We start from the raw sequence: 13,434 nt of genomic DNA on the forward strand, positions 1-13,434 counted from the left end.
CCCGATGAACCCCGCTCAACTGCGACGCGTCAACGTTGAAAGCTTTGCGCACTATCGCCAGGGATTGATTGACCTGCTGCTCGACGCTGTCGGATATGGCGCCAGCGTCGGCTTCATGGCCGACCTCGATACTACGCAGGCCCGCGCGTATTTCGATGAAGTTCAGGAGAACCTGAACAAGGGCAACGTGTTGTTGTGGGTAGTGGTCAAGGACGAACAAGTGCAGGCCAGCGTACAGTTGACCCTATGCCAGAAGGCCAATGGCCTGAACCGCGCCGAGGTGCAGAAATTGCTGGTGCGCGAGCATGCGCGTCGTCGAGGCCTGGGCCAGCAATTGATGACGGCTGTGGAACAGGCTGCCCTGCAACACAAACGCGGCATGCTCTACCTCGATACCGAGGCTGGTTCCCCGGCTGAAGACTTCTACAAGGCATTGGGCTACACCCGCGCCGGTGAAATCCCCGACTACGCCTGCGACCCGAGCGGCTGCTACAAACCCACCGCCCTCTACTACAAGATTCTCCAGGGAGCCCATTGATGATTCCCGGTCAATATCAGATCCAGCCCGGCGATATCGAACTCAACGTTGGCCGCCGCACAATCAGTTTGAAGGTGGCCAACAGCGGCGACCGGCCGATCCAGGTCGGTTCGCACTACCATTTTTTCGAAACCAACGATGCCCTGACCTTCGACCGCGCCGCCAGTCGCGGCATGCGCCTGAACATCCCCGCCGGCACCGCCGTGCGTTTCGAACCGGGGCAGAGCCGCGAGGTCGAGCTTGTCGACCTGGCCGGGCACCGCCGGGTGTTCGGCTTTGCCGGACGGATCATGGGGAACCTCGACTGACTGCTCGTTCCCACGGTCCCCGTGGGAATGCATCCCGTGACGCTCCGCGTCACATAACGGCGGACGCAGCGCGTCCATGGCGGCATTCCCACGCAGAGCGTGGGAACGATGAATTTGTGCAAGGAACTGTGATGAAAATTTCCCGTCAAGCCTACGCCGACATGTACGGCCCCACTGTCGGCGACAAGGTTCGCCTGGCCGACACCGAGCTGTGGATCGAAGTGGAAAAGGACTTCACCAGCTATGGCGAAGAAGTGAAATTCGGCGGCGGCAAGGTTATCCGTGACGGCCAGGGCCAGAGCCAATTATTGGCCGCCGAAGTGGTCGACACCCTGATCACCAATGCGCTGATCATCGACCACTGGGGCATCGTCAAGGCCGATGTCGGCCTCAAGGACGGTCGCATTGCAGCCATCGGCAAGGCCGGCAACCCGGACGTGCAACCCAACGTGACTATCGCCATCGGTGCCAGCACCGAAGTCATTGCCGGTGAAGGCATGATCCTTACCGCTGGCGGCATCGACACCCACATCCACTTCATCTGCCCGCAGCAGATAGAAGAAGCGCTGATGAGCGGTGTCACCACCATGATCGGCGGCGGCACCGGGCCGGCCACCGGCACCAATGCCACGACCTGCACTTCCGGGCCATGGCACCTGGCGCGCATGCTCCAGGCCGCCGACGCCTTCCCGATGAACATCGGCTTGACCGGCAAGGGCAACGCCAGCCTGCCCGAGCCGTTGATCGAACAGGTCAAGGCCGGCGCCATTGGCCTCAAGCTCCACGAAGACTGGGGCACCACCCCGGCGAGCATCGACAACTGCCTCACCGTCGCCGACCAGTACGACGTACAAGTGGCCATTCATACCGACACCCTCAACGAATCGGGCTTCGTCGAAACCACCCTGGCCGCCTTTAAGGGCCGCACCATCCACACCTACCACACCGAGGGCGCGGGTGGCGGTCATGCCCCGGACATCATCAAGGCCTGCGGCTCCGCCAACGTGTTGCCGAGTTCGACCAACCCGACCCGACCGTTCACCCGAAACACCATCGACGAACACCTCGACATGTTGATGGTCTGCCACCACCTGGACCCGAGCATTGCCGAAGACGTAGCCTTCGCCGAAAGCCGAATCCGCCGCGAAACCATCGCTGCCGAGGACATCCTTCACGATCTCGGCGCATTCTCGATGATCAGCTCCGACAGCCAGGCCATGGGCCGCGTCGGCGAGGTGATCACGCGCACCTGGCAAACCGCCGACAAGATGAAAAAGCAGCGCGGCCCGCTGCCCCAGGACGGCGAAGCCAACGACAACTTCCGCGCCAAACGCTACATCGCCAAGTACACCATCAACCCCGCAATCACCCATGGCATCAGCCATGAAGTGGGCTCGATCGAAGTGGGCAAGTGGGCCGACCTGGTGCTTTGGCGACCCGCGTTCTTCGGGGTCAAACCAACGTTGATCCTCAAGGGTGGCGCCATCGCGGCCAGCCTGATGGGCGATGCCAACGCGTCAATACCAACGCCACAACCGGTGCATTACCGCCCGATGTTCGCCAGCTACGGAGGTTCGCTGCATGCCACCAGCCTGACGTTTATCAGCCAGGCGGCCCATGAAGCCGGTCTTCCTGAAGCCCTGGGCTTGAAGAAAAAAATCGCTGTAGTCAAAGGTTGCCGCGAGGTGCAGAAAACCGACCTGATCCACAACGACTATCTGCCCGACATCGAGGTCGACCCGCAGACGTATCAGGTCAAGGCTGACGGTGTCTTGCTTTGGTGTGAACCGGCGGATGTGCTGCCGATGGCCCAGCGTTATTTTCTCTTCTGACCGGCACGCCGGCACGAAGATCGTCAGTCTTCGTGCCGGGCTGACAATCAGGGCTGCACGGTGAAGGGGATTTCCACCCGCTGCAGTTTTGCCCGGTCCATGGCCTGCTGGGTCAATGTCTTGAGCAATGTCTGTTTGCGGGCATTGAGCAGATTCATCTCGGTTTCATACGCTTGGGCGGTCATGACGCGACCGGGGGCGAACTCGCTTTCGGGTTTGCCAAGCTCCGCGGCGAGCACCCTGATCTCTTCCTTCAACTGCGCCTTTTCTTCCACGGAAAGTGACTCGGTCGCCCGTCTGTCCAGCGCCATGTAAAACTCTGTCGTCGCATCGAGCCTACGCCTGATCGCCTTGAACTCACCACGATGGGAGCCCTGAATGTAAGACTCCCAGAAAGGCTGCTCGCTGATCGAATCGCGTAGCAGATCGCCCTCTTCCAACGCCAGCACACGTTTATAGGCCTCGTCGATCATCTGCGTGGTAACGCCCGAATCCGCCCTGAACTGTAAGTCTCGCGATTGCCACGGCAAATCCAGCTTCTTGGCGAGGTCCGTCATATACGCCAGGTGAGTCTCGACTTCATCGATAGTCCCCGTGACATCCCCTTGCGCATTGATCCGTCTTAACTCCTCACCATTCTCCAGTCGCCGGGCAATTTTTTTATGGGCGATCCGACTCAACTCATCCAGACGGGATTTACCCTTGGCCAGCGACACCAGTTCGGCTTCGACCAGGCTCGGGTTAGCCAATTCGTAGGCTTCGTGAATCAGTACTTCAAGGCCCATGGCATTGAATAGCGATGCCCCGGCATCGACACAGTTGACCGGTTCACGTGCCAATTTGAAAATCTCGTTGCGCAGTTCGCTGTTCTGTTCCATGGCCTCCAGCATTCGCCAGACTTTGGCAGTCAAATCCACCCTGAAGGCGCGGTCATTTATAAAGTGGCTGGATTGGGTGAGCAGTCTTAGGTTATCGAAAAACGGCATTGAACCGATCTCGTCTTCCACCTCATTCCATATGGGTTGTAACTCAACCCATTGCGCTCGCCTCAAGCCTTCCTCCCATTGAAGGGAGTCGCGCACGCCACGGGGCGGGTAAGGCCGATCCGGGTCCAGACCCACGGAGTGAATGTATTCCCTGAGCTGATTCAGGTTTGCTTGCGATATCCACTGCGGCTCACGGTTAAGTATCGTTCTGGCCAGCAACTCCGCTTCCATGGAACCGGGTAACACCTGAGGCACAAGGGTGATGACATTGTCCTGCAGGCTCAGATAGAAGTGCCGTAAACGGAGTATTGAAAACAGGCCAGCGGGCCAGGTATTGATCCCGGTGTTCGCCAGAATCAATGTGTGCAACATGCGCATGCGGCCGATGTTTGGCACCTGGCCCAGAGGATTGCGTCGCAGATCCACGGATTCGAGCAGGATGAGGTTGCTCAACTCGTCTGCGGTCTCCACAGTCAATTCGATCTGATTGTTGCCCAGGTACAGCTCGGTCAGAGTGCGCATCCGGCCGATCGCGGTTGGCAGCCGGGTCAGCGCATTGTTGTTCATGTTCAGGGCTCGCAGCCTCGGGAAATGCTCGAGAAACGCAGCATTGGCATCAGTCATTTCGGTATCAGGCAACTTCAGCTCGGTGACATGCTCGAAATTGGCTTCAAGCTTGGGCATTGTTTCCAAGTGCCGCCCCATGGGGATGTTGCTGAGGTCAAGGACCCAACCTCGCGGGTTTCCATGGACATCGAGGTCGCGGGGACCGCTGCGTTGCCAGCAGTTTCTGACGGCCCTGTACACACTATTACGCGACTGCCATTGTGCAACGCCTTCCGCACTCAGGCTGAACGAGTCGAGTGGCGAATCCAGCCAGCGCCGAAAGCTGCGGTTGAGTTGGTTGAACTCGGCTTCGAGGGCCACCACCCGTTCCTCGGGCGTGCTCCCGCTGTCGCTGTGTTCGAGAAATGTTTGAATATCGCCTTCGCCCCAGCCGGGGCGAAGCGACTGGATGCGCTCCTGCGCGGTCAGTTGCCCGGTGACCCGACGAAACTGTTGGGAAAAACCTTCCATGCCGCCCCGCAGCTTCATGGTTGCGGGATCGAACTTCGGTTTGCGCAAAGGATTGTCCGCCAGGATCGCCCTGAACCTGTCGTGGCTCAGCGGGAATCGCTGAACGGATTGCCTGAGCGTTCGCCATTGATTGATCTGGTAGCCCAGCGCATCGCGCTCTGCATCGGGCAAGGCATGCAGGACAGCGGCAAAAAGATTATCGGGGCCATGGAGCTCATGGTCGTCTTCATCGCGCGCCTCATACAAGCCGTCCTCGTTCTTGACCAGCACCTTGCGGATGGCGGCGTCAGCCGCTCCGATGCTGTCCTCCAGCGTGCCTGCCAGGGCATCGTTGCGCACTTCGATGCGCACGTCTTCTGACCAGCCTGGAAGCGATTCAAGCGATTGCAGAAGCAGTCTCTCAGTATCCGGGCTGTGCAGCTCATCGAGAAAAAGCCCCTCATAAGCGCGGTTCAGCCGCACCTCCAGCAACGCCGCCCGGGCCTGCTGCTTGAGACGCAAAGGTACGCGCTTGCGTTCGGCCATTACCGACAGCTCTTCTGGCGTGGCGCCCGCCAGCAGCTCCCTGGCGACGCTGGTCGGCAGCTCCTGGAACGCGTCCTGTAGCAAGGCCACGTTAGCCTCCGCTTCAACTTCTGCATTTTTATAGAATGACTTGAAGAGGCGCTTTTTCTGCTGCTCTGCAAGGATGGCCAGGCGCTCCTGCAAAGCGTCGATTCGCACCTGTCTGTCACTGCCGATACTGCGGCCGAGCATCTGCTGGATTTCCTGTTCGTCGAAGCTGTCCACCACGCGCTCGGATAACTTGCCGGCTTTCAGTTCAGCAAAGGTCACCTTCACCCGGTTTGCAGCCAAGGCGCTCTGATTGCCGTGCACGATGGAGTCGCCCCATAACTGCGGCCCGCGGAAAAGCTCGATGGCCTTGGACTCGGGCCATCGCCGCAACTCCGTCATCAAGGGAGGCAAGTGATCCGCCCACTCCTGCGCCACCTGATTGAGCCGAATCTGATCCACCAGTTTGCCCACATCGGCATAAGCCTTGAAGCGCCTGAAGGTGTCGGCCAGTAACGCTGGTGGCGGCTGTGTATCCACTTGCAGCTTACGCAGCACATCTTCCTTGACGCCGCTGGCGATTCGGATTTGCTCCAGTGTTTCATCGGAGAACGCATCGGCCCGAGGGCCCAGGCGCCGCATCAGGCGGGCCTTGTCCCACTCGATGGGACGGTCGAGCTCGGTGTGCCAGGCACCCGCACCGTTATGCTCCATCCTTGGCTCATAGGCCGTCGTCCGGGCCGGATGCTTGAGTCGTGGCTGGCCGGTCTGCGGATTTTCCTTTACCTCAAAATGCTTGCCTCCCAACGGCAGGATGTCCTGGTCATTATGTCGATGGAGGCCTCGTTCGTTGGCTTTCGAATCCATGGACAACGTCACTTTGTGGTCATAGGGTGCCAGATCAGGATTCCACAGACGGGTTGTGCCATCGGGCAGCTCGATCTGTTTCAGCTGGTCGAGAAAAGGAGACGCCTTGACCGCCACCGGCTTGCCGCCTGGTAGCACGTGACCGGCCCCCATCAGCGCCAGTTGGGCGAAATTGATCAGTACCCCGGTCAAATGAGACGAGGCCTCTTCCTTGTCGCCTTTGGTCCAGTCTTCGATGCCCTCCAGGGTCTCAAGCATCATTTGGCCAACCATCACCGCCAGCACGGCTTCCCCTAACCCCGGAACCAACATGGCGCCGAAGTTGAAAACGTTCCAGCCAATGTCCAGGTAACTGGTCAGGCGTTTCCAGCGCGCAGCAGCGTCTTCATCGCCAGTGGGCACGGCGATCTGTCGCGCATCGGCAATCGCCTTGTCGCTGCGCCAGAGACAGGATCGCTGCCAGAAATCGCCCTCGATCACGTTGGTGATCGGTTCGGCATCAGGATTCTCGACAGCGGTCTCGCGCTACCACGGGCCCATGTCCAGAGGCCCACGCGGTGTCCACTTGAACGTGGTAAAGCGCTCGTTGATGCGTGCAAAGAAGCGCCCCTTGTCCTTGTGAGGCACGAACCGGCTGAAGAATTGTTGGTAGTGCGCAGAGCGCAACTGGCTCGTCAGCTCCTTCATGAAGTCGGTGAACGATGCGTATTGCTTGAGGGGGTGATCCGGATCGTCGGGGATGTAGGCGATCAGGGTCCCGTCCAGCCGACTTTGTTCATGGATATCGTTGCGGCGAACCATTTCCTCGACCACACCCGTCGGGCCATTGGCAAAAAAGGCCTGAAGAATCTTGAACAGATCAAATTCCTGCCCCGGCAAAACCGCGAGGTGGCGGGACCACTCCACCAGGTGTTGCAGCTGTTCGGGCAGCAGTTGGTCAATTGCTTCTTTTATTGCCAAGGGGTCGCTCATCGCACTAAACAGCACGATGCCTGTCAACCGCGTGCCTAACAGTGAGAGTCGGTGTGCCTTTAAAGGACGGTTTCTATACAGGATGTTTTCCTGGCCATCGCGCACTTCTCCCAACTTGCCGTAGGCATAGGAATCCAGGTCGCTTTTTAACAACGCAATGAGCATGGTCTCACTGAAGGTAGCCCTCTCATGGGCCATGAAACCCCGCTCAAGTCTTGAGCGCGCAGTAACGTCAGCGGGTTCCAGAAGAGACTTTATGTGTAGCTGATACTGTTTGCCGATATCGAGCTTGCGACATAACGCGGCAAATTTTTCGACCGTTAATTCATGACGCTGCAGCTCTCCTTCAGCGTCCTTGACAAAAACACCTGATCCGTCGCGAAACGCACCGGCCACCGCTTCGGATTCCTCGAAGTTATGCAGCGCGGCTTCCAGCAGTGATGAATGCCGGATCCGACTGGCCTGGGTATCGATGCCAAACCCCAATGTGGCGGGAACGTACAGCCGCAATGAGGTCGTGGCGACGTCCAGCTCGAAGTTGAATTCATCCTTGATGGCCTGGACAAGTAGCGGTTTCGCAAAAGCGTTGATGTCCGTTTGCACGTTATCGACCCTGTCAGAGACAGTATCTTGTAAACGACAGCGCTCCTTGATGAGTTCTTGTAAATATTGACGATCAATGGGTCGAGCCTGAATATACCAATCCGGAAAATTAGGCTTTAACTCAGTTATCGATTCCAGCCTCGAAACGGGAGCGCTTTTAATCAGGCCTGGAATATTTTCCGCGAAATAAACCGAATGATTGCTATCGATTGAACCCTCAACTTTCGTAAAAGAATTCGATATGGCTTCTACCGGTACCACAGTCATTTTGCATTTCCCTATGCGATGAACAGAATACTCAGCTTATCCAACCCCCCTAATAACAAAAGCTTAAAAAACTGCTGGGAACTGCCCGAAAACCCGGAATCAACATTGAACTTGAGAACCGTAAAATATACTTAAGTACCACCCCCGGCCCTCAGGAGGTGATCCGAATTCCCAGCGGTAGTTTTTACCCCGGCCCTAAAAAGGCTAAGATCGTCAAATTATCCAGGCAGGAATCCGGTCATGCACCTCCCCGAATTCATCAGGCAACACGCAGACCGTATCGTCGATGAATGGGAGGAGTTCGCCAGAACCATCACCCCAGCCGCCGAAAACATGGATCGAACGGCCTTGCGCGACCATGCCAAGGAGATCCTGCTGGCAGCGGCTCGGGACATGAGCAAACCTCAGACCGCCAGCGAACAACTCGCCAAGGCCAAGGGCGAGGGCCCGGAGAAAACCCCAAGCCTGGACGAAGCGGGCGCCAGTCATGGTGAATTACGCCATACGGTGGGTTTCGATCTGGTGCAGATGACCAGCGAGTTCCGCCACTTGCGTGCCTGCGTGATTCGTCTCTGGGTCGACAGCCTGGAGTCGCCGGACCTGGCCTACTTCCAGGACATGATCCGCTTCAATGAAGCCATCGATGAAGCGCTCGCAGAATCCACCGCGGCCTATGCCGAGCAGATGAGTCGCTCAAGAGATATTTTCCTGGCGATACTCGGCCACGACCTGCGCGCACCGCTGCAAGCGATGAGCATGTCGACTGAATTGCTGATGCGTAAAACAACGCTGGAAGGCGATGCGTTGGCCTGCGCGAACAACATCAAGCGCAGCGCTCGACACATGGCGGTGATGGTTAGCGACTTGCTGGAACTGGTGCGCTGTCGCCTGGGTAAGAGCCTGCCGATCGAACCGAAACCCATGGACCTTGCCGATGCCGCACACGCGGCGATTGCCGAAGCCTGCGCCGGCAACCCGGAGTGCGATCCGACGGTCAGGGTAGAGGGAGATACGCGAGGCGTCTGGGATGCCGGACGGCTGGGTCAGTTACTGCAAAACCTGATCGGCAACGCTTTGCAGCATGGCCTCAACAAACGCGATGTGACAGTTACTCTCCACGGAGAACCCGACACGGTTCGCCTGACGGTCCATAACTACGGAACGCCGATTTCCGCGAATGCTATCGGCACGATCTTCGATCCACTGGTGCGCAGCGCAGATGAAGAACTGGGCCAGCCATCGACCAGCCTTGGCTTGGGGTTGTTTATCGTCAAGGAAGTGGTGGATGCCCATGCAGGGACGATCGATGTGAGCTCTAACGAAACCGATGGCACGCTGTTTACCGTAGTGTTGCCACGCAATTCCCTGTAGCTGCCGCAGGCTGCGATCTTTTGATCTTCGTGGATCAAGATCAAAAGATCGCAGCCAGCGGCATCTCCTATTCCACCAACAACCGCCCCAACCGCTGCTTGAGCATCCGGTTCTCGGCCCGCAGCTGTTGGACCTCTTCCAGCAGGTCCAGCGCAAGGGCGACACCTTCCCATTCCAGCTCCAGATCGCGCCGCAGCTTGGCGGCGCGCTTGGCCAGGGTCAGTTCGTAATCGGTGAAGCGCCAGTCCTTGGGCTGCCCTCCCTGAGGTTCGAGGATGCCGTGTTCGACGATTTCGATCACGTAGACGTCCGACAGGTCGGTCGCCTCACAGAATTCTGCCAAGTCCAGTTGAACGGTCAGGGGGCTGCTCATGATGGGCTACTCCGTCGCTGGGTTCAGAAATTTTCTCGTGGGTTGAAGGCGGCTTTTTTTGCCAGTTCCTGCCACAGCGCCTTGACTTCATCGTCTGCGGCCTTGGGCATTACGGCCTTGAACTGGATGAACAGATAACCGCGTTCACCCGCCTTGTTCATCAGGCCATGGCCCTTGGCACGCATGCGTTGGCCGTTCTGGCTGCCGGCAGGGACCTTGAGGTTGATCTTGCCGGTCAGGGTTGGCACGGCGACTTCGGTGCCCAATGCCAGTTCCCACGGTGCCAGCGGCAGCGTGATGATCAGGTTCTCGCCTTCGACGTCGAATTTCGGGTGTGGCGCAAAACGAATGATCAGGTACAGGTCGCCATTGGCGCCGCCGCCAACACCAGGAGCACCCTGGCCCTTCAGGCGAATGCGCTCGCCATCGGCCACGCCCGCCGGGATCTTCACGTTCAGGCTTTTGCTGGTGTTGCTCACATGCTGGCCAGCCGCGTTGTACTGCGGCACCTGAAAGGTGACCTTCTTCGACTCGGTCGACAGGGTTTCTTCCAGAAAAACTCCCAGTTCCATTTCCACGTCTTGCCCTCGACGTCCGGTGCTGCGACGCGAATGTTCGCCGCCGCCGAAACCGGGGCCGCGATTACCGAAGATCGAACTGAAGAAGTCCGAGAAATCGCCAGTGTCCTGGCCACCGCCAAAGCCGCCACGGCTCTGCCAGCCCGGTGGTCCCTGGAATGGTTGGCCATGCTGGCCATAACGGCGCAATTCGTCGTATTCGGCGCGTTTGTCAGCACTTTTCAGCGCTTCATAGGCTTCAGAGGCGTCCTTGAACTTGGCCTCGGCGTCCTTTTCCTTGCTGACGTCAGGGTGGTATTTGCGCGCCAGCTTGCGATAGGCGGCCTTGATCGCCTTGTCGTCTGCCGTCGGCTCCACACCGAGAATCTTGTAATAGTCTTTGAAGTCCATCGCGGGAATCACCATCCGTTATCGAAATCGCGCCACCTGCCACAGCATGCGCCTGTTTGCAGCATAGACGTTGACCGATCTCAAGGTTGTGACCGGGCAGCGCGTAAGAAGTTTATCGGCAGCAGGCGGTGCGACTTTCGAGCGCTACGCGGCTACCGGCTTGATGCAGGGTAGTTTGGGGGTCACGGGCCATCTTTCAAGACATTGTTTCCAGGAATTAGCAGATAGTCGGCCTTCGAATCTGTCGCGCACTGACATACACTGCGCGGCCGTTTTTTAACCGGAACCGCAAAGACATGAACAACGCATCTCCAGCCCGTGCCGTGGGCATCGACTTTGGCACGTCCAACTCCACCGTCGGTTGGCTGCGCCCCGGCATGGAAACGCTGATTGCGCTGGAGGATGACAAGATCACCTTGCCCTCAGTGGTCTTCTTCAACATCGAAGAGCGTCGCCCGGTGTACGGCCGGTTGGCGCTGCACGAGTACCTGGAAGGTTACGAAGGCCGGTTGATGCGCTCGCTCAAGAGCCTGCTGGGCTCCAAGCTGATCAAGCACGACACCAGTGTCCTTGGCACGGCGATGCCGTTCAAGGACCTGCTGGGCCTGTTCATCGGTCAGCTCAAGAGCCGTGCCGAAGCCGCCGCCGGTCGGGAATTCGAAGAAGTGGTGCTGGGCCGTCCGGTGTTTTTTGTCGATGATGACCCGATGGCCGACAAAGAGGCCGAAGACACCCTGGTGGATGTGGCGCGCAAGATCGGCTTTAAGGAAGTCTCGTTCCAGTTTGAACCGATTGCCGCCGCGTTCGACTACGAGTCGACCATCGAAAAGGAAGAGCTGGTACTGATCGTCGACATCGGCGGTGGTACCTCCGACTTCTCGCTGGTGCGCCTGTCACCGCAGCGTCGGGGTGTGGATAACCGCCAGGATGACATTCTCGCCACGGGCGGCGTGCACATCGGCGGGACCGACTTCGACAAGCAGTTGAGCTTGCAGGGCCTGATGCCGCTGTTCGGCTATGGCAGCCGGATGAAGAGCGGCGCCTACATGCCGACCAGCCATCACATGAACCTGGCGACCTGGCACACCATCAACTCGGTGTATTCGCAGAAGTCGCAACTGGCCCTGGGCAGCATGCGCTACGACATCGAGGACACCGGTGGTATCGACCGCCTGTTCAAGCTGATCGAACAGCGCGCCGGGCACTGGCTGGCCATGGAGGTTGAAGAAACCAAGATCCAATTGACCCACGCCGACCACCGCCACGTGCCGCTGGACCGTATCGAAGCCGGCTTGAGCGTGGAGCTGAGCCGTGCACTGTTCGAATCGGCCATCGATAACCTGCTGGAGCGCGTGCGCAATAGCGTCACCCAGTTGCTGACCCAGGCCGACGTGCGGGTCGATCAGGTGGACACGGTGTTCTTCACAGGGGGTTCGAGTGGTATTCCAGCCCTGCGCAACAGCGTTTCGGCGATGTTGCCGAATGCGCGGCATGTGGAAGGGAATATCTTTGGCAGCATCGGCAGTGGTCTGGCGATTGAAGCGGCGAAGCGTTACGGGTCGATGGACTGATCCGAAAACCTGTGGCGAGGGGATTCATCCCCGTTGGGGCGCATAGCGCCCCCAAAAACCAGAAAAGCGGCGACTGCTACGCAGCCGAACGGGGATGAATCCCCTCGCCACAATTTGATCTGCTCAAACCATCCCCACCTGCTTCAACTCACTCTTCAGGTACGCGTAATAAATCGGCCCTGCCACCACCCCCGGCAGGCCGAACGCGGCTTCGAACACCAGCATTGCCAGGAGCAACTCCCACGACTTGGCACTGATCTGCCCGCCAACGATCCGCGCGTTGAGAAAATACTCAAGCTTGTGGATGACAATCAGATAGCCCAGCGCGGCCATCGCCACCCAGATCGACAGCGACAGGCCGACAATGGTGATCAGGGTGTTCGACATCAGGTTGCCGATTACTGGCAATAGGCCGAGCAAGAAGGTCAGTACGATCAGGGTCTTGGTCAGGGGCAGCTTGATACCGAACATCGGCAACACCACTGCCAGGAATATTCCGGTAAAGAACGTGTTGAGCAGGGAAATCTTGATCTGGGCGAACACGATATTGCGAAACGCCTGGACCAGTAAGTGCAGGCGGTCAAACAGGGCCGCGGCCAGCGGTTTACGCTTGGTCAGGTCCGGAATTCGCTGCAAGGCGATGATCGCGCCCAGCACCATGCCGATCAGCAGCGTCACGAACATGTGCGCCGCGTCCTTGCCTACCAGCTGCAAGTCACTGAGGTGTTTACTGATCCACTCGCCGATTGCCACGCGAAACTCGGCGGCACTGGCCGGCAGGTAAGCATCGATGAAAGGTGGCAACTGACCGCGAGCGCGGTCGACCACGCCCATGAACTTGTCGAGGGATGCACCGGGGTTTTCCGCTTCGTGCAGCAGAAAGCTGATGGCACCGGCAAAGATCAGCGCCAACGCACTGACTATCGAAGTCCCCAACAATGCCACCGCCAGCCAGCGCGCACGTCGCCCTTCGATCAGCCGCTGCAATTGCGGGGTGAGCATGTTGACCAGTTCGAACACCAGCAACCCGGCCAGCAGGCTGGGCAGCAACCGTAGCGGAATCACCAACAGCAGTCCGCCGAAAATGATGACCCAGCTGATGACCAGCAAAACTTGACGCTGAGAAAACGTTGGCATACAGCCTCAAAA

General features: G+C 58.5%; 10 protein-coding genes. 5 read left to right on the plus strand and 5 right to left on the minus strand.

The window, feature by feature from the left end:
• Positions 1-4: 4 nt before the first annotated feature.
• From PSUM_RS20155 to ureC, 3 genes are all read left to right on the plus strand, one after another.
• Complete coding sequence (locus PSUM_RS20155) at positions 5-538, plus strand: GNAT family N-acetyltransferase (RefSeq protein WP_033041284.1); 534 nt, start codon at positions 5-7, stop codon at positions 536-538.
• Positions 538-846 (plus strand): urease subunit beta, encoded by a 309-nt coding sequence (locus tag PSUM_RS20160; protein ID WP_083350072.1) that lies wholly within the window; start codon positions 538-540, stop codon positions 844-846. Before PSUM_RS20155 ends, PSUM_RS20160 begins: the two co-directional genes overlap by 1 nt.
• A gap of 131 nt (positions 847-977) precedes the next feature.
• The gene (gene ureC, locus PSUM_RS20165) at positions 978-2,678 is read left to right on the plus strand and encodes an urease subunit alpha (RefSeq protein WP_083350071.1); all 1,701 of its coding nucleotides are present in this window, start codon (positions 978-980) and stop codon (positions 2,676-2,678) included.
• Between the two features lie 47 nt (positions 2,679-2,725).
• Here ureC and PSUM_RS20170 read toward each other — a convergent pair whose 3' ends face one another.
• Positions 2,726-6,445 (minus strand): NEL-type E3 ubiquitin ligase domain-containing protein, encoded by a 3,720-nt coding sequence (locus PSUM_RS20170; protein ID WP_331717097.1) that lies wholly within the window; start codon positions 6,443-6,445, stop codon positions 2,726-2,728.
• 240 nt (positions 6,446-6,685) lie between these two features.
• Positions 6,686-8,002 (minus strand): dermonecrotic toxin domain-containing protein, encoded by a 1,317-nt coding sequence (locus PSUM_RS32485; protein WP_331717096.1) that lies wholly within the window; start codon positions 8,000-8,002, stop codon positions 6,686-6,688.
• A 240-nt stretch (positions 8,003-8,242) separates the two neighbouring features.
• On the opposite strand from PSUM_RS32485, the gene PSUM_RS20175 reads away from it, so the two are divergent.
• A complete protein-coding gene (locus PSUM_RS20175) occupies positions 8,243-9,373 on the plus strand; it encodes a sensor histidine kinase (RefSeq protein ID WP_033040326.1) in 1,131 nt (376 codons plus the stop codon).
• Between the two features lie 67 nt (positions 9,374-9,440).
• Here PSUM_RS20175 and PSUM_RS20180 read toward each other — a convergent pair whose 3' ends face one another.
• Positions 9,441-9,746 (minus strand): chaperone modulator CbpM, encoded by a 306-nt coding sequence (locus tag PSUM_RS20180; RefSeq protein WP_020797593.1) that lies wholly within the window; start codon positions 9,744-9,746, stop codon positions 9,441-9,443.
• Between the two features lie 23 nt (positions 9,747-9,769).
• Positions 9,770-10,714, minus strand: a complete 945-nt coding sequence (locus tag PSUM_RS20185; RefSeq protein WP_033040324.1) for a DnaJ C-terminal domain-containing protein — start codon at positions 10,712-10,714, stop codon at positions 9,770-9,772.
• A 296-nt stretch (positions 10,715-11,010) separates the two neighbouring features.
• Between PSUM_RS20185 and PSUM_RS20190 the strand changes: the two genes are divergently transcribed.
• Positions 11,011-12,285, plus strand: coding sequence for an Hsp70 family protein (locus PSUM_RS20190; protein ID WP_020797595.1), 1,275 nt, complete (start codon positions 11,011-11,013; stop codon positions 12,283-12,285).
• A gap of 123 nt (positions 12,286-12,408) precedes the next feature.
• Here the strand turns inward: PSUM_RS20190 and PSUM_RS20195 are convergent, their stop codons facing one another.
• Positions 12,409-13,422 (minus strand): AI-2E family transporter, encoded by a 1,014-nt coding sequence (locus tag PSUM_RS20195; RefSeq protein WP_083350070.1) that lies wholly within the window; start codon positions 13,420-13,422, stop codon positions 12,409-12,411.
• Between the last annotated feature and the right edge of the window lie 12 nt (positions 13,423-13,434).

Source organism: Pseudomonas umsongensis, assembly GCF_002236105.1.
Classification (GTDB): Bacteria; Pseudomonadota; Gammaproteobacteria; order Pseudomonadales; family Pseudomonadaceae; genus Aquipseudomonas; species Aquipseudomonas umsongensis.

Excerpts from the sequence above, each read along its gene's own strand:
- PSUM_RS20175 (WP_033040326.1), top strand. The coding sequence starts at position 8,243 with ATGCACCTCCCCGAATTCATCAGGCAACACGCAGACCGTATCGTCGAT.
- PSUM_RS20155 (WP_033041284.1), top strand. The coding sequence starts at position 5 with ATGAACCCCGCTCAACTGCGACGCGTCAACGTTGAAAGCTTTGCGCAC.
- PSUM_RS20180 (WP_020797593.1), bottom strand. The coding sequence starts at position 9,746 with ATGAGCAGCCCCCTGACCGTTCAACTGGACTTGGCAGAATTCTGTGAG.
- PSUM_RS32485 (WP_331717096.1), bottom strand. The coding sequence starts at position 8,002 with ATGACTGTGGTACCGGTAGAAGCCATATCGAATTCTTTTACGAAAGTT.
- PSUM_RS20160 (WP_083350072.1), top strand. The coding sequence starts at position 538 with ATGATTCCCGGTCAATATCAGATCCAGCCCGGCGATATCGAACTCAAC.
- PSUM_RS20195 (WP_083350070.1), bottom strand. The coding sequence starts at position 13,422 with ATGCCAACGTTTTCTCAGCGTCAAGTTTTGCTGGTCATCAGCTGGGTC.
- PSUM_RS20185 (WP_033040324.1), bottom strand. The coding sequence starts at position 10,714 with ATGGACTTCAAAGACTATTACAAGATTCTCGGTGTGGAGCCGACGGCA.
- PSUM_RS20190 (WP_020797595.1), top strand. The coding sequence starts at position 11,011 with ATGAACAACGCATCTCCAGCCCGTGCCGTGGGCATCGACTTTGGCACG.
- ureC (WP_083350071.1), top strand. The coding sequence starts at position 978 with ATGAAAATTTCCCGTCAAGCCTACGCCGACATGTACGGCCCCACTGTC.